We start from the raw sequence: 18,988 nt of genomic DNA, 5'->3' as shown, positions 1-18,988 counted from the left end.
GGCGCGCCGCTGCGCCCTCGGATTGAATCGCGCGACCCGGGTATGCGCTCCTGCATGTCTGTATCGGCGGAGCGACTGCGTCAGGTGGGCAAGCTGGGAGCGGGTAGGCACGCGAGGCGGGACGGGAACGGGGAGGGCCCCGGCGGCGAGGGGGAGTGGAGGACGGCGGCGCTGCGCCGCGACCTGGCCGACCGGGTGGACGGCGAGGTCCGCTTCGACCCCGGATCGCGGGCCGCCTACGCGCACGACTCCTCGAACTACCAGCAGCCGCCGATCGGCGTGGTGGTGCCCCGCACCGTCGAGGCCGGCGCCGAGGCGGTCGCCGTCTGCGCCGAGCACGACGTCCCGGTGCTGTCGCGCGGCGGCGGGACGAGCCTGGCCGGGCAGTGCTGCAACACCGCCGTCGTCATCGACTGGTCGAAGTACTGCCGGAACCTGATCTCCGTCGACCCGAAGCGGCGGACCGCGATCGTCGAGCCCGGCGCGTGCCTGGACGACCTCAACGAGGCGCTGTCGGAGCACGGGCTGATGGTCGGGCCGAAGCCGTCCACCCACGACACCTGCACGATCGGCGGGATGATCGGCAACAACTCGTGCGGCGCGTCGGCGCAGGCGTACGGGAAGATGGTCGACTCGGTGGTCCGGCTGGAGGTGCTGACCTACGACGGCGTGCGGATGTGGGCCGGGCCGACCTCCGACGAGGAGTACGAGCGGATCCAGGCCGAGGGCGGCCGCCGCGCCGAGATCTACCGGGCGCTGCGCGCGCTCCGCGACGACGGCATGGAGCTGATCCGCACCCGCTACCCCGACATCCCGCGCCGCGTGTCCGGCTACAACCTCGACTCGCTGCTGCCCGAGAAGGGCTTCGACGTCGGGCGCGCCCTGGTCGGGTCGGAGTCGACGCTGGTCACCGTGCTGCGCGCGGAGATCCGCCTGGTGCCGGTCCCGCCGTACCAGTCGCTGGCGGTGCTCGGCTACGACGACATCTTCGCGGCCGGCGACGCCGTGAAGCGCGTCCTGCCCGCCGAGCCGCTCGCGCTCGAGGGCATGGACGACACGCTCCTCGACCTCGCCAGGCGGGACAAGCTCGCCGGGCCCGCCGTCCTGAAGGACATGCCCGAGGGCGCCGGCTGGCTCATGGTCCGGTTCGGCGGCGACACCAAGGACGAGGCCGACCGGCGCGCCCACGACCTCATCGAGCGGCTGGAGAACGAGCCGGACCCGCCGCACTGCACCTTCGTGCACGACCCCTCGCTCGAGGAGCGGCTCTGGAAGGTCCGCGAGGCCGGGCTCGGCGCCACCGCCTACCCGCCCGGGCAGCCCGACACCCACGAGGGCTGGGAGGACTCGGCCGTCCCGCCCGAACGGCTCGGCGACTACCTGCGCGACTTCCAGAGGCTCATCGACGAGTTCGGCTACGGCCCCGTCGCGCTCTACGGCCACTTCGGGCAGGGCTGCGTGCACACCCGCATCCCGTTCGACCTGGAGGACGAGAAGGGCACCGGCAACTACCGCAGGTTCATCGAGCGCGCCGCCCGCCTCGTCGTCGACTACGGGGGGTCGCTGTCCGGCGAGCACGGCGACGGCCAGTCCCGTGGCGAGCTGCTGCCGCTGATGTTCGGCGACGAGGTCGTCCGGTTGTTCGGGATGCTCAAGGCGATCTTCGACCTGCGCGGGAAGATGAACCCGGGCAAGGTCGTCCACCCCTACCGCCTCGACGACAACCTCGACCACCTCGGCTACGACCCGGCCGAGCCGGAGACCCATTTCTCCTTCCCCGACGACAAGCACCGCTTCACCCACGCGGCGGCCCGCTGCGTCGGCATCGGCAAATGCCGCGCCTCCTCGGGCGGCGTCATGTGCCCGAGCTACCGGGCGACGGGGGAGGAGGAGCACTCGACCCGCGGCCGCGCCCGCATCCTGATGGAGATGATGCGCGGCATGCCGCAGGACGGCACGCCCGATCCGGCGGTGCCCGGGCCCGGCGGCGCCGCCGTCATCACCGACGGGTGGCGGTCCGAGGACGTCCGCGACGCCCTGGACCTGTGCCTGGCCTGCAAGGGCTGCCGCAGCGACTGCCCGGTCAACGTCGACATGGCGACCTACAAGGCCGAGTTCCTGTCCCACCACTACGCCGGGCGGATCCGCCCGGCGGCGCACTACACGATGGGCTGGCTGCCGCTGTGGGCGAAGATGGCCTCGGTGGCGCCCGGCGCGGCCAACACCGCCTTGAACGTCCCCGGCCTCGACCGGGTGGTCAAGCGGCTCGGCGGCATCGCCCCGGAGCGGCGGATGCCGCGCTTCGCCTCCGAGCGCTTCACCGACTGGTTCAAGCGCCGCCCGGCGCGCACCGGCGGCCGCCGGGTCGTGCTGTGGCCCGACACGTTCACCAACAACTTCCACCCGCACATCGCCAAGGCCGCCGTCCGCGTGCTGGAGGCGTCCGGGTACCAGGTGGAGGTGCCGCCGGTCCCGATGTGCTGCGGCCTGACCTGGATCTCCACCGGCCAGCTCGGCGTCGCGGCGCGCGTGCTGCGCCGCACCGCCGACGCGCTGGCGCCGCGGCTGCGCGAGGGGATCCCCGTCGTCGGCCTGGAGCCGAGCTGCACCGCCGTCTTCCGCGCCGACGCGCCCGAGCTGATGGAGGGCGACCGCGTCGAGGACGACGTGAAGCGGCTGCGGGACCAGACCCGCACCCTCGCCGAGCTCCTCGACGAGCACCAGGAGGAGTCCGGCGGCCCCTCGCCCGGCGCGTCCCACGACGTGCTCGCCGGGCTGGACCGGCCGAAGGTCCGCGCGATCGCCCAGCCGCACTGCCACCAGCACGCCGTCATGGGGTTCGGCACCGACGAGCGCGTCCTCGCCCGCGCCGGCGTGCAGGTCGACACGCTCGACGTCGGCTGCTGCGGCCTCGCCGGGAACTTCGGCTTCGAGAACGGCCACTACGAGGTCTCCACCAAGATCGCCGAGCAGGGTGTGTGGCCCGCCGTCAAGGACGCCGGGCCCGGCACCACCGTGCTGGCCGACGGGTTCTCCTGCCGGACGCAGATCGAGGCGGGCACCGGCGCCCGGCCCCGCCACCTCGCCGAACTGCTCGCCGACCTGCTCCCGGACGGCGCCGGCCGGGACTGAGGACCCGCCGCCCCCGCCCTCCGCGCGCCGGGCGGGGGCGGCGCTGGCGGCGCCGGGCACCGGGGCGGTAGAAAGTCGTCATGACCGTGGAAGCGGACGGGGGCGCCGACGAGGTCACCTCGGCGCTGCTGACCGCGTCGCGGCTGCTCGTGGCGATCTCCGCGCGGTCCCTCGCCGCCGTCGAGGACGCCGTCACGCCGCCGCAGTTCCGCCTGCTGGTCGTGCTGTCGGCGCAGGGGCCGGCGAAGTTGGTCACGCTCGCCGGTCTGCTGGAGGTCAACCCCTCCACCGCGCTGCGGATGGTCGACCGGCTGGCCGCCGCCGGCCTGGTCGACCGGCGGGCCAGCCCCGCGAGCGGCCGGGAGGTGCGCATCCAGCTCACCGCCGCGGGCCGCGCCATCGTCGGCGACGTCACCGCCCGGCGCCGCGCCGACATCGCCGCGGTCGTCTCCCGGATGCCGCCCGAGCAGCGTCGCGCGCTGGTCGCCGCGCTGCGCGCCTTCAACGACGCGGGCGGCGAGCCGCCCGTCAGGAACCTGGCCCGCCTCGGCTGGACCTGACCGACCGCCCGGGCGGCCCGCCCGGGCGGCCCGCCCGCCGCACAGCCGCGCGGCACGACCAGCGCCCACGACTTGACGGAGCCGTGCCCCTGCCAGGGCAGATGGTCGGCGATGTGCCCGAACGACGGGCCCGCCTCGCCGTTCAGCAGCGTCACCTCCGTGACCGGCCCGGACGGCAGCCGCGCGCAGAACGTGAAGACCCAGACCGGGCGGTCCGGCAGCGCGTATCCGGTGAACAGCTCCTCGATCACCACCCGCGTCGGCGGGCGGTCCGCCATCGCCGACCGGTCGGCGTCGGTCAGGCCGCCGAAGTCGCGCGTCGCGACCGGCCCGTAGAACACCTCCGCCTTGCGGTCGCCGCCCTCCAGCGGCTCCGCGGTGGCGTGCGCGGCGAGGTCGCTACCGGGCAGCAGGGCGGCGGCGAACACCGGGAACACCGTGTGCGTCCAGCCGTCGAGCGCGTCGGCGGCCGGATGCCGGTCGGTGCCCGGCACGCCCACCGCCTGGTCCCAGGCGAACATCCCGCCGAAGCTCGGATGCGACACCCCGATCGGCAGCTGGACGAGCCCGTTGTCCTGCGGCTGCGGCGCGGCGATCGCGATCCGCACGCCCGTCCCCGCCACGTCGACCTCCGCGCCGTCCGCCGCCGCGGGCAGCCCGTGCCCCTCCGCCAGCAGCCGCGCGAGCAGGCCCGCGATGTCCTCCGCCCCCATGTCCATGATGATCACCGTAGCGGGGCGGAGATGGAGGTACCCGCCGTTTCCCCGAACCGCGCCGGCGGCCGCGCCGTCGTTGGGAGAGCGGTCGTCGGGGGACGGCCGTCAGGAGGTCAGGGCGACGAGCTCCTCCAGGGTCGCGCCGAGCGGCGCGTCCAGCGTCACCAGCGCGTGCGGGTCGCCGCGCGTCGCGCCCCGGTTGACGATCGCCACGGGGACGGAGTGCCGCGCCGCGTGCCGGACGAACCGGTACCCCGACAGCACCGTCAGCGACGACCCGAGCACCAGCAGCGTCCCGGCGGACTCGGTCAGCGCGTAGCAGTCGCGGACCCGCGCGGGCGGCACGTTCTCGCCGAAGAAGATCACGTCGGGCTTCAGCAGCCCGCCGCAGCGCAAGCAGTCCACCGTCCGGAAGGAGGCGACGTCGGCGTCCGACAGCACCGCGTCGCCGTCCGGGTTGATCATGTCGGGGCGGGCGTCCCAGCCGGGGTTCGCGGCGCGCAGCCGCTCCTCCAGCCGCGTGCGCGGGGTGCGCTCGCCGCAGCCCAGGCACACCACCCGGTCGAGGCCGCCGTGCAGCTCGACGACGCCGTCCGCGCCCGCCGCCTGGTGCAGCCCGTCGACGTTCTGGGTGATGATCCCCGCGAGCAGGCCGCGCCGCTGCAGCTCGGCGACCGCGCGGTGGCCCGCGTTGGGGCGGGCGCCGGCGATGTGCCGCCAGCCGAGATGGCTGCGCGCCCAGTACCGGCGCCGCGCCTCCGCGTCCCCGGTGAAGCGCTGGTAGGTCATCGGCTCGGCGCGCCGCCGCCGGCCGGTCTCGCCCCGGTAGTCCGGAATGCCTGACTCGGTGGAGAGTCCCGCGCCGCTGAGCACCACCACGTCGCCGTCGGCGACCAGGTCCGCGAGCACCGCCAGTCCGGGGGCCGTTTCCGACCGATCTTCTACAACCTGCGTCACCTCTCCATGGTGCACGACGGGGCGGTTGACCGCCCGTCCTGACAGACGGTGACCGTCCGCCCGTGGTGAACGGAGCCGATCTTGACCGCGTTGACTGACTCTTTCCATGCGCTGACCGGGATATGTGCAGGTCAGGTGCGCGTATGACGGAGTTCGAGCAACTTTCCACCAGGTGATGACCGAAGTCGGTCATGAGTGCTACGTTCCCCTGCGTGACCTCGAGCAAGCGACGCGCGCAGATCGTGTCCTCGCTGCGCACGAAGGGGGCGGCGTCCGTCAAGGAGCTGGCCGAGAGCCTTCAGGTGAGCGAGTCGACGATCCGCCGGGACCTGGACCTGCTGGACCGCAACGGTGAGCTCGTCCGCACCTACGGCGGTGCGGCGCTGACCCCGCGGGCGGCGGTGCCGGAGGTCTCCTTCGCGGTGTCGGCCGAGCACGACAGCGCCGAGAAGGAGGCGGTGGCGGCGCGGGCCGCCGCCCTGGTCGAGGACGACATGGTCGTCGTGCTGGACATCGGCACCAGCACCCGGCTGATCGCCCGGCACCTGCGCGGCCGCCCGGTCACCGTGATCACCGCGAACCTGGCCGTGCTGGACGAGCTGCGCGACGACGAGGCCGTGCGGCTGTGCCTGCTCGGCGGCGTGGTCCGGCGCAACTACCTGACGCTGGTCGGGTCGCTGACCGAGACCGCGCTCCGCCAGGTCCGCGCCGACCTCGTGTTCCTCAGCTGCACCGGGGTGCGGCCGAACGGGCTCGTGGTCGACGACATGGAGGTCGAGACCCCGATCAAGCAGGCGATGATCGAGTCCGCGGACCGGGTCGTGCTCGTCGCCTCCGAGGCCAAGTTCCCCGGCACCGGCTCGCTGCGCGTGTGCTCCCTCGCGCAGGTCGACGCGCTCGTCACCACGGCCGGGGCCGATCCCAAGACTCTCGAGCTCTGCCGGCAGGCGGGCGGGAAGGTGTTCATCGCATGAAGCTGGCCATTCTCGGCGGCGGCGGGTTCCGGGTGCCCTACGTGTACCAGGCCCTGCTGCGCGACCACGGCTCCCCGCGCATCGAGGAGGTCTGGCTGCAGGACTCCGACGCCGGGCGCCTCGACGGCATGGCGGCGGTGCTGGCCGCGCTCGCGGACGAGGACGCGGGCGGGGCCGGCGCGGCGCCGAAGGTGTTCACCTCCACCGAGCTGGACAAGGCGCTCGAAGGCGCCGACTTCGTCTTCGCCGCGATCCGCGTCGGCGGGCTCGCCGGGCGGGTCTGCGACGAGCGCGTGGCGCTCGACCTGGACGTGCTCGGGCAGGAGACCACCGGCCCCGGCGGCCTGGCCTACGGGCTGCGCACCATCCCGGTGATGCTCGACATCGCGCGCCGGGTGAAGGCGCTCGCGCCGGACGCCTACGTCATCAACTTCACCAACCCCGCGGGCATGATCACCGAGGCGATGCAGTCGGTGCTCGGCGACCGGGTCCTCGGGATCTGCGACACCCCGTCGGGGCTCGGCACCCGGGTCGCCGCGGCGCTCGGCCTCGACCCGTCCCGCGTGCAGCTCGACTACGTCGGCCTCAACCACCTCGGCTGGATGCGCCGCATCCTGCACGACGGCGTGGACGTGCTGCCGCGGCTGCTCGCCGACGACGACCTGCTCGGCTCGCTGGAGGAGGGCGTGGTGTTCGGCCGCGACTGGCTCCGCGACCTCGGGGTGATCCCGAACGAGTACCTGTACTACTACTACTTCAACCGCGAGGCGGTCCGCGCCACCCTCGACGCCCCCCAGACGCGCGGCGAGTTCCTCGCCAAGCAGCAGGCGGCGTTCTACGAGCGGATCGCCGCGGCGTCCGGCGGCGCGGCGATGGAGCTGTGGCGGGAGACGGTCGCGTCGCGCAGCGCGAGCTACATGGCGGAGATGAAGGGCGCTGACACCGGGACCGAGCTGGCGGGGCACGCCGGCGTCGACCCGGTCGACGAGGGCTACGCCGGCGTCGCGCTGAGCGTGATGGCCGCGATCAGCCGCAACGAGCCCGCCACGATGATCCTGAACGTCCGCAACGGGACGACGGTGCGCGCCCTGCCCGAGGACGCCGTGGTGGAGGTGCCGGTGCTGGTGGACGCGGGCGGCGTGCACCCGCTGACGCTCGCGCAGCCCGACCTGCACCAGGCCGGCCTGATGCAGCAGGTCAAGGCCGTCGAGCGGCTGACGATCAGCGCCGCGCGGACCGGCTCGCGGGCCGAGGCCGCCAAGGCGTTCGGGCTGCACCCGCTGGTCGACTCGGTGTCGGTGGGGCGGCGGCTGCTGGACGGCTACGCCGCCCGCATCCCGGAGGTCGCGGCCGTGTTCGCGGGCGGGACGTGACGGGCCGCAGGCCGGCCGCGGCACCGCCGCCCGACCCGGCCCGTACCCCACCCTGTTTTGTCCTGACAACCGGTCATCCTGGTCCCATCTCTGACGGCCCTCGTGAGGAGGCGCAATGACAGCAGGAACCCTGCGCGGGGCCCCGGCCGCCGGCGAGCGCGGCGCGGCCGCCGCCCCGTCCGGCGGCGAGACCGGGGCCCCCGGCCGCCCGCCCGAGCCCTCGCTGGCCGACCCGTGCGCCGAGCGCGGCGCGGTGACCGAGCGGCTGCTGGCGGAGCGCGCGGACGGCGCCGAGGGGCCGGCGCCCGACCTGGACGTGTTCCTGTCCGGCCAGGTCTTCATGGACATGATCTTCACCGGGCTGCCCGGCCTGCCGCCGCCCGGCACCGAGCTGTTCACCGACGGGCTCGGCTCGGCGCCCGGCGGCATCGCCAACATCGCGGTGGCGATGAGCCGGCTCGGGCTGCGCGTCGGGCTCGCCGCCCCGTTCGGCGACGACCTGTTCGGCGCCTACCTGTGGCGGACCCTCGCCGAGCAGGAGGGCGTGGACCTCGGCCACTCCCGCCGCGTCCCCACCTGGCCCACGCCGGTCACGGTGTCGCTGGCCTACGACTCCGACCGCAGCATGGTCACCTACGCCAAGCCCGTCCCGGACATCGGCTCCGCCGACGGCCCCTACGAGGAGGTGCTCGGGTCGGCGCCGCCGTCGGCGCGGGCCTGCTTCATCGACATCGAGCGGCCGGTGCCCGCGTGGGCGCGGGACATGCGCGCCGCCGGCACCACGGTCTTCGCCGACCTGGGCTGGGACGCCACCGAGACCTGGTCCAGCGAGGTGCTGGACCGGCTGGAGCACGTCGACGTGTTCCTGCCCAACGCGGTCGAGGCGATGGCCTACACCCGCACCGCCTCGCCCGAGGCCGCCGCCCGCGCCCTGTCGGAGCGCGTCCCGGTGGTCGTGGTCAAGCGCGGCGGCGCCGGCGCGATCGCGATCGACTCGCGCAGCGGCGAGGTCGCCGAGACCGACGCGCTGCCGGTCCGGGCGCTGGACGCCACCGGAGCGGGCGACGTGTTCGGCGCCGGGTTCCTGTTCGGCACCCTCGCCGGGCTCCCCCTGGACGAGCGGCTGAAGTTCGCCAACCTGTGCGCGGGCCTGTCGGTCCGGCACCGCAGCGGCTCGCTCGGCGCCCCCTGCTGGGGGGAGATCGCCGCGTTCGGCGAGTCCGGCGAGGTCCCCGAGGAGGTGCTGGAACCGTACGCGTTCGTCGTCGACTACATTCCCGACTCGGCGACCGACACCGTCGTGCGCGCCGAGCCGACGCTCCGCGACGACCTGCAGCACTCGTCCTGACGGATCGTCCCAGCCCCCCGCCCCACCCCAGGATCCGTGCCGGCCCGGCCCCCGAGCCGGCACGGGACAGCAGCACAGAAAGGAGCCGCAGGAATGCCGACGCTCATGAGACGGAGCACGGTCGCCGCGGCGGCGGCCCTGGTGACCGCGCTCGCCGCCGCCTGCGCGCCGGGCTCGTCGGACGACAAGCCGGCGAGCAAGGCGCCCGCGGCGGTCAGCACCGACGTCGCCAAGGCCGGCAACGTGACCCTCACCGTCTGGGACCAGGAGGTCCAGGGCGGCCTGAAGGAGCAGATCGAGAAGCTCAACGCCCAGTTCGAGGCCAAGTACCCGAACGTGAAGATCAAGCGGGTCTCGCGCTCCTTCAGCGACCTGCAGAAGACGCTGCGGCTCGCGCTGTCGGGCAGCACCCCGCCCGACGTCGTCGAGGCCAACCAGGGCTACGCGGCCATGGCCCAGTACGTCAAGGACGGCATGCTGCTGCCGCTCGGCGCCTACGACCAGGCGTACGGGTGGTCCAAGCGGTACCCGAAGGGCCTGCTGGACCTGAACAGCGTCACCAAGGACGGCAAGCTCATCGGGTCGGGCGACCTGTACGGCGTCTCGCTGAACGGCGAGATCGTCGGGCTCTACTACAACAAGGAGAAGCTCGCCAAGCTCGGCATCCAGCCGCCGAAGACCTGGGACGAGTTCGAGCAGGCGCTCGCCACCGCCAAGGGCAAGGGCGAGGTGCCGATCGCGTTCGGCAACCTGGAGAAGCTGCCCGCGATGCAGCTGTACGGCATCCTGCAGGACGCCGCGACCGGCAAGGAGGCCGTCCGCAAGCTGGTGTTCGGCACCGGCGGCTCCTGGACGGACGCCTCGAACGTGCAGGCCGCGCAGAAGCTCGCGGACTGGGCGAAGAAGGGCTACCTCACCAAGGACTCCAACTCGGTGAAGTGGGACGACACCCCGGTGAACTTCGCCAAGGGCGAGGGCGTGTTCATGTTCGGCGGCACCTGGTGGGCGCCGGACCTGAACGACCGGATGAAGGACAAGGTCGGCTTCGCGCTGCCGCCCGCGCCGCAGGCGGGCGCGCCCGTGGCGACCATGGGCGGCGAGAGCCTGCCGTGGTCGATCACCTCCAAGTCCAAGCACGCCGACGTCGCCGCCGCCTACATCAACTTCATCACCTCGCCGGAGGCGATGAACGTGGCGGTGCAGGCCGGCAGCCTTCCCGTGCTGCCCGCCACCACGCAGCCGGACAAGCCGCTGATGAAGGAGGTGTCGACGGCCTGGGCCGAGCTCAGCAAGAACGACGGCACCACCCCCTACATCGACTACACGACCCCGACGTTCACCGACGCGTTCGGTGGTCCGCTGCAGGGCGTCGTCGCCGGCAAGAAGTCCGCGCAGGAGGCCATGAAGGCGGCCCAGGACGACTACACCGCCTTCCAGAAGAAGAAGTAGTGACGACCGGCCCGGCGTGACCGCCGGACCCGCCGCCGCCCGGCACCCCCGGCGCGGCGGCGGGGCACCGGCCGCCCCGCGCGGAACGCGAGGGCGGCCCGCGCCGACGAGGTGACAGCGAGGAGCGCGCAGATGACGACCGTCGCGCGGCAGAAGACCCCCGAGCCGGGGCCCGAGGCGCCCGGCACGAGCAACGGGCGGCCCGCAGGCCGCCGGGCCCGGTCCCGGCCGCCGGGGGAGCCCCGCTCCGTCGGCTGGCTGTACGTGCTGCCGGCCCTGGTGGTGTACGGGGCGTTCCTGCTGTGGCCGCTGGTGCGGGGGGCGCAGTTCTCCCTCTACCACTGGGACGGCATCGGCCCGGCGACCTGGGCCGGGCTGTCCAACTACACCGCCACCTGGACCGACCCGACGCTGCGAGGCGCGTTCGGGCACCTGCTGATCCTGATCGTGTTCTACGCGATCCTGCCGTGCTGCATCGCGTTCGTGCTGGTCGCCATCATGTCCAGGACGAAGATCCGCGGCCTGACGTTCTTCCGCACCGTGCTGTTCATGCCGCAGGTCATCGCGATGGTCGCGGTCGCCGTGGCGTGGCAGTGGGTGTACTCCACGCACGGGCCCGTCAACACCGTCCTCGGCTGGCTGCACGACATCGGGCTGCCCGACTGGCGGCACGGCTGGCTCGGCGACTTCACCTTCGCGCTGCCCGCCATCGGGCTCGTCGGCACGTGGGTGGAGATCGGCCTGGCGCTGGTGCTGTTCCTGGCCGGCGTGCAGAAGATCCCCCGGGAGCTGTACGAGGCGGCGCGGATCGACGGCGCCGGGGCGATCCGGGAGTTCTTCACCGTCACCCTGCCGGGGCTGCGCCGCGAGCTGTCGGTGGCGCTGACGCTCACCACGATCATGGCGGTGCGCAACTTCGACCTCATCTACATGGCCACCGCCGGCGGCCCGGGCGACTCCACGAAGGTGCCCGCCTACGAGGTCTACAACCGCACGTTCAACACCGGCGAGGTCGGCCTCGGCTGCGCGATCGGCGTCACCCTGGCCGTGCTGGCGTTCGCGATCACCGCGGGCATCGGCCGCCTCGTCGAGGGGAGGGGCGAATGAGCAGGCGCTACGAGCGGATCCTGAACCACGCCGTACTGGCGCTGTTCGCGGTGATCGCCCTGTTCCCGATGATCGGCATCGTCGCGCAGGCGCTGAAGCTGCCAGGCGAGCTGTCGTTCGACACCTTCCGGGTGGCCTGGACCGAGGGCCACTTCGCCGCCTACCTGCGCAACAGCGTCGTCGTCACCGCCGTCACGGTGGTGCTGGCCAGCGTCTTCTCGATCATGTCCGGGTACGCGCTCGGCGTCATGCGTTTCCGCGGCGCGGGGGCGGTGTTCCTGCTGTTCCTGGCGGGCCTCACCATCCCCACCGAGGCCGTCGTCGTGCCGCTCTACTTCGACCTGCGCTCGGCCGGGCTGGACAACACCTACGCCGGGCTGATCCTGCCGCAGGTCGCGATGTCGGTCGCGTTCGGCACGTTCTGGATGCGCGCCTACTTCCGCAGCGTCCCGCCCTCGCTGATGGAGGCGGCCCGGATGGACGGCGCGTCGAGCTGGACGACCCTGTGGCGGGTGCTGGTGCCGATCGGCCGGCCGGCGATCCTCACCATGGTCGTGCTGATCACCATGTGGACCTGGAACGAGTTCCTGCTGCCGCTGGTGATCGTGAACTCCGACGAGGGGCTGCGCACCGCGCCGCTCGGGCTGTCGTTCTTCCAGGGCGCGCACAAGACCGACTACGCACTGCTCATGGCGGGCGCGCTGATCATCGCCGCGCCCATCGTGATCGTCTATGTCTTCCTGCAACGGCGGTTCATTGCAGGGATGCTCTCGGGGGCCATCAAGGAGTAGGGAGTCCGGGGCCGCCCCCCAGCGGCCCCGCAACGGAACAGGAGAGTTCATGCGAAGACTCGCCCTACCCGCCGTCCTGTCCGCCGCGCTGGCGGGCTCGGCCATCGCGCTGGCCGGCCCGCCCGCGCAGGCGCGGACGGCACCGTCCACGGCGACGTCGGAACAGGGTCGGCTGGACGTGCTGTTCGTCGGGGCGCACCCCGACGACGAGTCCGGCACCCTGTCGACGCTCGGCCAGTGGAACGAGTTCGACAAGGCCCGGACGGGCGTGCTGACCGTCACCCGCGGCGAGGGCGGCGGCAACGCCGCGGGGACCGAGGAGGGCCCGGCGCTCGGCCTGCTCCGCGAGGACGAGGAGCGGCGCGCGGTCGGCAAGGCGGGCGTCACCGACGTCCACAACCTCGACAAGGTCGACTTCTACTACACGGTGAGCGCGCCGCTCACCGAGGACACCTGGGGCCACGACGACACGCTCGCGAAGGTCGTGCGGATCGTCCGCGAGACCCGGCCCAAGGTGATCGTGACGATGAACCCGGCGCCGCTGCCCGGCCAGCACGGCAACCACCAGGAGGCCGCGCGGCTGGCGACCGAGGCGTACTACGCCGCCGCGGACCCCAACGCCTTCCCGACGCAGCTCAGCAAGGAGGGCCTGAAGACCTGGGCGCCGGGACGGCTGTTCCAGGGCGGCGGGGCGTCCGGCCCGACCGGGCAGGAGTGCGCCGCCAAGGTCACCCCCAGCACGCCGGCGTCGGTGGCGTACGGGGTGTGGGGCGGCCGCGCGTCGGCCCGCAACGGCGGCAAGACGTGGGCGCAGGTGGAGCGGGAGGCGCAGCGGCTGTACGTGAGCCAGGGCTGGGCCGGGTTCCCGGACGCGCCGTCGGACCCGTCCAAGATCGGCTGCGACTACCTCACGCAGATCGCGAGCCGCGTGCCGTTCACGCTCGGCAACACCGACCCGTCGGCTCCGCTGGAGGGCGCGGTCACGCCGGGCAAGGGCGGCCTGCCGCTCGGGACGCGGTTCTTCCTGACGACGCAGACGTACGGGGTGACGCCCGGCGCGGCGTTCACGGTGACGGCGCACGCGAGCGCGCCGGAGCAGCTGAAGAACGCGCGGGCCGCGCTCTCGGTGCCGTCCGGTTGGAACGTGACAGGAAACGGTGACCTGGGCAAGGTCGGGTCGAGCGAGCGCACGGCGACGTTCAAGGTGACGCCGCCCGCCGGCGCCTCCGTCGGCCGCGCCCAGATCTCCGCGAAGCTCACGTCCGGCCGCGCCGCGGGCCAGACCGCGACGATGGTGAACGTCCAGCCGCCGGTCACGGGCCAGCAGCAGCCGCTGCCCCGCGTCGACGACTTCGACACCTGGGCCACCAAGACCGGCGTGCCCGCCCTCATCGGCCAGATGAAGCGGGTGCTGACCGTCGGGTCGGGCAAGTCGCGCGACGTGCGGGTGGACCTGGTGAACACCACCTCGTCCGCGCAGTCGGGCACGGTGAAGCTGGACCTGCCGAAGGGCTTCTCGGCCGACGCCGCGTCCAAGCCGTACACCCTCGCGGCCGGCGCGAAGGGCACGGCCACCTTCAAGGTGACCAACACCGACGCCTCGCTGCCGACCTCCAACCAGGGCGGCTCCGGCGGCGACTTCGACTACACCATCACCACCACCCCGTCGTCCGGCCCGGCCGACGTGGAGGCGGCGGCGCTGGAACTGGTCCCGGTCGCCGAGATCCCCAAGGCGTCCGCCGCCCCGAAGATCGACGGCAAGGAGGAGCCGGGCGAGTACGCCGGCGCCGAGCTGAACCTGTCGCGGGTGTGGGAGGGCGACGCCTGCGCGTCGGCCGACGACTGCTCGGCCACCGGCAAGGTGACCTGGACCGACGACGCGCTGAACGTGCTGGTCAAGGTCCGCGACGACAAGCAGGGCACGGTGCTCGGCGCCGACGACTGCAAGCGGCACTGGCGCACCGACTCGGTGGAGATCGGGATCGACCCGCGCGGTGACTCGGAGAACACCTCGACCACCTTCAAGACCGGCATCTTCCCGCAGATGTCGGACGGCAAGCCGTGCTTCGAGCGCGACGCGGACGCCCACCAGGGCGGCGCGGACGCGGCGCCCGGCATGCAGGTGGCCGCGACGGTGAACCAGCCCTACGACGGCTACACCATCGAGGCGAAGATCCCGTTCAAGGACCTGCCGACCGCCGTGGACCCGGCGCGGATGGGCCTGAACGTCTTCGTCTACGACTCCGACACCCAGGACAAGACCGGCCAGACCCGGATCGGCTGGTCGACCTGGGGCGGCGTGCAGGGCGACCCGTACCGGTGGGGCCAGACGACCCTGCCCGGCTACACCCCGGACCCGAGCCTGCCGACCACCCCGCCGGCGCCGGTGATGCCGACCGACGCGGCGGCCTCGGTGAACTCGCCCGAGTCGATCGAGCAGGCCGTCCGCACCGGGATCCCGCTCGCGGGCGGCCCGGCGGCGCCGCGCTCCGACAGCGCGCGCATCGCCGGCCGGCCGACGGTGTCCGGCGGGTCCGCGACCTTCAGCCTGCAGGCCACCGGTCCCGGCACGGCGCACGTGACGGTCTGGGACGGCAAGGTCCTCGGCACCAAGACCGTCGAGGTGAAGCGCGCGGGCTCCCAGTCCGTGACCGTCACGGGCGCGAGCGGCCTGCTCGCCGTCGCGTTCGAGGCGAAGAAGGGGGGCACGGCGAGCAGCATCGCCCGGCTGAGCCGGTGAACGGCGCCGCCGCGCCGGGCTCGCGCCCGGCGCGGCGGCATCCGGCCGAGGGCCGGGCCGGCGCGCGGGGGCACGCCGGCCCGGTCAGCGGCCGACGAGCGTGTGGGAGAAGGAGTACCGGTCGGCCCGGTAGACGTGGTCGCCGTACTCGACCGCGGTGCCGTTGTCGTCGAAGGCGGTGCGGGTCATGGTGAGCAGCGGCGTGCCGCTCCGCTCGTCCAGCAGCCGCGCCTCCGCGGCCGTCGCGCCCCGCGCCCCGATCGTCTGGTGCGCGATCCGCAGGTTGACCCCGGCGGCGCGCAGCGTCTCGTACAGGCCGTGCTCGGCGAGGTGCTCGGCGGTGACGTCGATCAGCCCGGCGGGCAGCACGTTGGTGAGCAGCGCCAGCGGCTCGCCGCCGGTGAGCCGCAGCCGGCGCAGCCGCAGCACCTCGGTCCCGGCCGGGACGCCGAGCCGCTCGGCGGCCTCGTCGCCGGCCGGGGCGGGCCCGAACTCCAGCACCCGGGTGCGCGGTTCGGCGCCGGCCGCGGCGAGGTCGTCGTGCAGGCTGGTCAGCTCGATGGGGCGGCGGACCTGCGACTGGACGACCTGGGTGCCGACGCCGCGCTTGCGGACGAGGAGCCCCTTGTCGACCAGGTGCTGGATCGCCTGCCGGACGGTCGGCCGGGACAGCCGGTACCGGGCGGCGAGGTCGAGCTCGTTGTCCAGCCGGGCGCCGGGCGGCAGCTCGCCGGACCGGATGGCCGCCTCGAGCTGCTGGGCGACCTGGAAGTACAGCGGCACCGGGCTGCCGCGGTCCAGCGTGACCGTCGGTCCGTGCACGCGGGGCTCCTTTCTCGGGGGTGTGACGCAGCTTAGTCCACCGCCGTCCGGAGATATTTAAGTCCTTATGTCAGGACATAGTGTTGACAGATGTTGGATCGTTCCATGAGACTCGGTCGCGATTCACGGCCGGAAGGGGTGCGATGAGGATCGGGCTCGCTGGAGCGGGACGGATCGGGAGCGCGCACGCGGAGACGCTGCGCGCGCTGCCCGGGGTCGCGGAGGTCGTCGTCGCCGACGCCGACCCGCGCCGGGCGCGGGAGGCGGCCGGCAGGCTCGGCGTCCGCGCCGCCGAGGACGTCGGCGCGCTGTTCGCCGCGGGGCTGGACGCGCTCGTCGTCGCCGCGCCGACGGACGCGCACGCCGGCCTGGTGGTGCGCGCCGTCGAGGCCGGGATGCCGGTGTTCGTGGAGAAGCCCGTCGCGCCCGACCTGGCCGGGACGATCGAGGTGCTGAAGGCGGTCCGCGGCGCGGGCGTGCCCGTGCAGGTGGGCTTCCAGCGCCGCTTCGACCCCGGCCACGTCGCGGCGCGGGACGCGGTGGCCTCGGGCCGGCTCGGCTGGGTGCACACCGTCCGCTCCTGCACGCTGGACCCGGTGCCGCCGCCGGACGACTACATCCCCGGCTCCGGCGGGCTGTTCCGCGACTGCTCGGTGCACGACTTCGACGCCGTCCGGTTCGTCACCGGACGGCAGGTGACCGAGGTGACCGCGACCGGCGCCAACCGCGGGTCGCCAGTCTTCGCCGAGGCCGGCGACGTCGACACGGGCGCGGCCGTGCTGACCCTGGACGACGGGACGCTCGCGCTCGTGTCCGCGACCCGCTACAACGCGGCCGGCTACGACGTGCGGCTGGAGGTCCTCGGCTCGCAGGGCGGCGTCGTCGCCGGGCTGGACGACGGGACGCCGCTGTCCCCGGCGGCCGCGGGCATCCGCCCGGCCGGTCCCGCGCACACCGGTTTCCTGGAGAGGTTCGCCGACGCCTACGCGGCCGAGCTGGCGGCGTTCGCCCTGATGGTGGCGGACGGCACGGCCAGCCCGTGCCCGCCCGAGGAGAGCCTGGAGGCGCTCTACGTGGCGGAGGCGTGCGGGATCTCCCGCCGCGAGCGGCGCACCGTCACGATCGAGGAGGTGCGCCGATGACGGCCGCGCCGGAGGGCGGGGTGCCGCACGACCTCATCACGATGGGCCGTGTCAGCGTCGACGTCTACCCGCGGCAGGTCGGGGTTCCGCTCGAGGACGTCGAGACGTTCGGCAAGTACCTGGGCGGCAGCGCCACCAACGTGGCGGTCGCCGCGGCCCGCTACGGCCGCCGCAGCGCGGTCATCACCCGCACCGGTGCCGACCCGTTCGGGCGGTTCGTCCACGCGGCGCTGAAGGGCTACGGCGTGGACGACCGGTTCGTCACCGAGGTGCCCGGCCTGCCGACGCCCCTGGCGTTCTGCGAGATCTTCCCGCCGGACGACTTCCCGCTGTACTTCTACCGGTACCCGAAGGCGCCGGACATGGAGATCCGCGCGGGGGAGCTGGACCTGGACGCGATCGCCGCCGCCCGGATCTTCTGGGCGACGGTGACCGGGCTGTCGCAGGAGCCGAGCCGGGAGGCGACGGTCGCCGCGCTCGCGGCGCACCCCGGCACCACCGTCCTCGACCTGGACTACCGGCCGATGTTCTGGGAGTCGCCGGACGCGGCCCGCGCGCGCGTGCGCGAAGCGCTGCGGCACGCGACCGTCGCGGTCGGCAACCTCGACGAGTGCGAGGTCGCCGTCGGCGAGCGCGAACCGCGCGCCGCCGCCCGCGCGCTGCTGGACCGGGGCGTGTCGGTCGCCGTCGTCAAGCAGGGCCCGCGCGGCGTCCTCGCCGCGTCCGCGGACGGCGTCGTCGAGGTCCCGCCGACGCCGGTGGAGGTGGTCAACGGGCTCGGCGCTGGGGACGCGTTCGGCGGCGCCCTCTGCCACGGCCTGCTCAGCGGCTGGGACCTGGAACGGATCGTGCGGTTCGCCGGCGCCGCCGGGGCGATCGTCGCGTCCCGGCTGGCCTGCGCCGACGCCATGCCCGCCGCCGACGAGGTCGAGCGGCTGCTCGCCGCCCGGCGGACGCCGGGCCCTGGAAGTGAGGTGACCGCGTGAGCGCGGGAACGTTCGCGGAACGCTACGCCGCCCTCGCCGAGGTCCGGGCGGCGCATCCGGAGGCGGTGGCGCGCGCCGCCGCCCGGCGGGTGCGGCCGGCCGGCCCGCCCGGCGCGTCCGGCCCCCTGATGATCATCGCGGCGGACCATCCGGCGCGCGGCGCGCTGCGCGCCGGATCCGACCCGCTGGCCATGGCCGACCGCCGCGACCTGCTGGAGCGGATGTGCACGGCGCTGGCGCGGCCCGGCGTGAACGGCGTGCTCGGCACCCCCGACGTGCTGGAGGACCTGCTCCTGCTCGGCGCGCTGGACGGCAAGCTCGCCGTCGGCTCCATGAACCGGGGCGGCCTCGCCGGCGCGTCGTTCGAGATCGACGACCGGTTCACCGCCTACAGCGCGCCCGCGATCGCGGCGGCCGGGCTGGACGGCGGCAAGATGCTGCTGCGCGTCGACCCCGCCGACCCGGCCACCGCGCGGACGCTGGAGGCGTGCGGGCGCGCGGTGACCGACCTGGCCGCGCACGGCCTGATGGCGATGGTCGAGCCGTTCATGTCGGCGCGGGGCGAGGACGGGCGCGTCCGCAACGAGCTCACGGCGGAGGCGATGATCCGCGCGGTCGCGATCGCCTCCGGGCTCGGCGCCACGTCCTCGCGCACCTGGCTCAAGGTGCCCGTCGTGCCGGAGATGGAGCGGGTCATGGCGGCCTCGACGCTGCCCGCGCTGCTGCTCGGCGGCGAGGTGTCCGCCGACCCGGACGCCGCGCTCGCCGGCTGGCGGGAGGCGCTGAAGCTGCCGACCGTCCGCGGCCTGGTCATCGGCCGCAGCCTGCTGTACCCGCCGGGCGGCGACGTCGCGGCGGCGGTCGACGCCGCGGTGGCGGCGCTGTGAACCC

General features: G+C 74.0%; 14 protein-coding genes and 1 pseudogene. 12 read left to right on the top strand and 3 right to left on the bottom strand.

The features are described 5' to 3' along the window. Positions 1-84: 84 nt before the first annotated feature. Both ABT299_RS19955 and ABT299_RS19950 read left to right on the top strand, forming a co-directional pair. Entirely contained in the window at positions 85-3,132 is a 3,048-nt protein-coding gene (locus ABT299_RS19955; protein WP_500251647.1) for an FAD-binding and (Fe-S)-binding domain-containing protein, read from the top strand. Between the two features lie 80 nt (positions 3,133-3,212). Beyond that, positions 3,213-3,692, top strand: a complete 480-nt coding sequence (locus tag ABT299_RS19950) for a MarR family winged helix-turn-helix transcriptional regulator (RefSeq protein WP_190864496.1) — start codon at positions 3,213-3,215, stop codon at positions 3,690-3,692. Between the two features lie 131 nt (positions 3,693-3,823). On the opposite strand, the pseudogene ABT299_RS19945 reads toward ABT299_RS19950, so the two are convergent. Next, positions 3,824-4,405, bottom strand: a pseudogene (locus ABT299_RS19945) (DUF6348 family protein); the annotation flags it as partial. A 108-nt stretch (positions 4,406-4,513) separates the two neighbouring features. Next, positions 4,514-5,365, bottom strand: coding sequence for an NAD-dependent protein deacetylase (locus tag ABT299_RS19940; RefSeq protein WP_347256984.1), 852 nt, complete (start codon positions 5,363-5,365; stop codon positions 4,514-4,516). Positions 5,366-5,577: 212 nt separating this feature from the next. Here ABT299_RS19940 and ABT299_RS19935 point away from each other — a divergent pair, with 212 nt between their 5' ends. The 7 genes from ABT299_RS19935 to ABT299_RS19905 all read left to right on the top strand — a co-directional run bounded on the left by ABT299_RS19935 (position 5,578) and on the right by ABT299_RS19905 (position 15,147). Then, positions 5,578-6,339, top strand: coding sequence for a DeoR family transcriptional regulator (locus tag ABT299_RS19935; protein WP_190864490.1), 762 nt, complete (start codon positions 5,578-5,580; stop codon positions 6,337-6,339). Continuing rightward, complete coding sequence (locus ABT299_RS19930) at positions 6,336-7,712, top strand: 6-phospho-beta-glucosidase (RefSeq protein WP_387018487.1); 1,377 nt, start codon at positions 6,336-6,338, stop codon at positions 7,710-7,712. Before ABT299_RS19935 ends, ABT299_RS19930 begins: the two co-directional genes overlap by 4 nt. A 115-nt stretch (positions 7,713-7,827) precedes the next feature. After that, positions 7,828-9,060 (top strand): carbohydrate kinase family protein, encoded by a 1,233-nt coding sequence (locus ABT299_RS19925; RefSeq protein ID WP_190864486.1) that lies wholly within the window; start codon positions 7,828-7,830, stop codon positions 9,058-9,060. 93 nt (positions 9,061-9,153) lie between these two features. Continuing rightward, on the top strand, positions 9,154-10,509 hold the full coding sequence (locus ABT299_RS19920; protein ID WP_190864484.1) for an extracellular solute-binding protein: 1,356 nt from the start codon (positions 9,154-9,156) through the stop codon (positions 10,507-10,509). A gap of 132 nt (positions 10,510-10,641) precedes the next feature. Beyond that, positions 10,642-11,616: a carbohydrate ABC transporter permease gene (locus ABT299_RS19915; RefSeq protein WP_500251646.1), complete on the top strand. Its 975-nt coding sequence runs from the start codon at positions 10,642-10,644 to the stop codon at positions 11,614-11,616. Continuing rightward, on the top strand, positions 11,613-12,407 hold the full coding sequence (locus tag ABT299_RS19910; protein ID WP_190864480.1) for a carbohydrate ABC transporter permease: 795 nt from the start codon (positions 11,613-11,615) through the stop codon (positions 12,405-12,407). The genes ABT299_RS19915 and ABT299_RS19910 overlap by 4 nt, the downstream gene beginning before the upstream one ends. Before the next feature lie 49 nt (positions 12,408-12,456). Next, the gene (locus ABT299_RS19905; protein WP_500251645.1) at positions 12,457-15,147 is read left to right on the top strand and encodes a sugar-binding protein; all 2,691 of its coding nucleotides are present in this window, start codon (positions 12,457-12,459) and stop codon (positions 15,145-15,147) included. Positions 15,148-15,231: 84 nt separating this feature from the next. Here ABT299_RS19905 and ABT299_RS19900 read toward each other — a convergent pair whose 3' ends face one another. Beyond that, positions 15,232-15,969, bottom strand: a complete 738-nt coding sequence (locus ABT299_RS19900; protein ID WP_190864477.1) for a UTRA domain-containing protein — start codon at positions 15,967-15,969, stop codon at positions 15,232-15,234. Between the two features lie 143 nt (positions 15,970-16,112). On the opposite strand from ABT299_RS19900, the gene ABT299_RS19895 reads away from it, so the two are divergent. From ABT299_RS19895 to ABT299_RS19885, 3 genes are read left to right on the top strand one after another with little or no spacing between them, the layout of a single operon-like run. After that, positions 16,113-17,111, top strand: a complete 999-nt coding sequence (locus tag ABT299_RS19895) for a Gfo/Idh/MocA family protein (protein WP_387018500.1) — start codon at positions 16,113-16,115, stop codon at positions 17,109-17,111. Continuing rightward, positions 17,108-18,097 carry a 5-dehydro-2-deoxygluconokinase gene (gene iolC / locus ABT299_RS19890; RefSeq protein ID WP_190864472.1) on the top strand — a complete coding sequence of 330 codons (990 nt, stop codon included), beginning with the start codon at positions 17,108-17,110 and terminating at the stop codon, positions 18,095-18,097. The genes ABT299_RS19895 and iolC overlap by 4 nt, the downstream gene beginning before the upstream one ends. Further along, entirely contained in the window at positions 18,094-18,984 is an 891-nt protein-coding gene (locus tag ABT299_RS19885) for a Cgl0159 family (beta/alpha)8-fold protein (RefSeq protein WP_387018503.1), read from the top strand. Before iolC ends, ABT299_RS19885 begins: the two co-directional genes overlap by 4 nt. Positions 18,985-18,988: the final 4 nt, after the last annotated feature.

This window comes from Spirillospora sp. NPDC000708 (assembly GCF_040299565.1).
In the GTDB taxonomy this organism is placed as follows: domain Bacteria; phylum Actinomycetota; class Actinomycetes; order Streptosporangiales; family Streptosporangiaceae; genus Spirillospora.
This window is presented reverse-complemented; position numbering and strand designations above follow the sequence as displayed.

Coding starts and splice junctions, on each gene's coding strand:
- ABT299_RS19950 (WP_190864496.1), top strand. CDS start 3,213: ATGACCGTGGAAGCGGACGGGGGCGCCGACGAGGTCACCTCGGCGCTG.
- ABT299_RS19930 (WP_387018487.1), top strand. CDS start 6,336: ATGAAGCTGGCCATTCTCGGCGGCGGCGGGTTCCGGGTGCCCTACGTG.
- ABT299_RS19925 (WP_190864486.1), top strand. CDS start 7,828: ATGACAGCAGGAACCCTGCGCGGGGCCCCGGCCGCCGGCGAGCGCGGC.
- ABT299_RS19920 (WP_190864484.1), top strand. CDS start 9,154: ATGCCGACGCTCATGAGACGGAGCACGGTCGCCGCGGCGGCGGCCCTG.
- ABT299_RS19915 (WP_500251646.1), top strand. CDS start 10,642: ATGACGACCGTCGCGCGGCAGAAGACCCCCGAGCCGGGGCCCGAGGCG.
- ABT299_RS19910 (WP_190864480.1), top strand. CDS start 11,613: ATGAGCAGGCGCTACGAGCGGATCCTGAACCACGCCGTACTGGCGCTG.
- ABT299_RS19905 (WP_500251645.1), top strand. CDS start 12,457: ATGCGAAGACTCGCCCTACCCGCCGTCCTGTCCGCCGCGCTGGCGGGC.
- ABT299_RS19895 (WP_387018500.1), top strand. CDS start 16,113: ATGAGGATCGGGCTCGCTGGAGCGGGACGGATCGGGAGCGCGCACGCG.
- iolC (WP_190864472.1), top strand. CDS start 17,108: ATGACGGCCGCGCCGGAGGGCGGGGTGCCGCACGACCTCATCACGATG.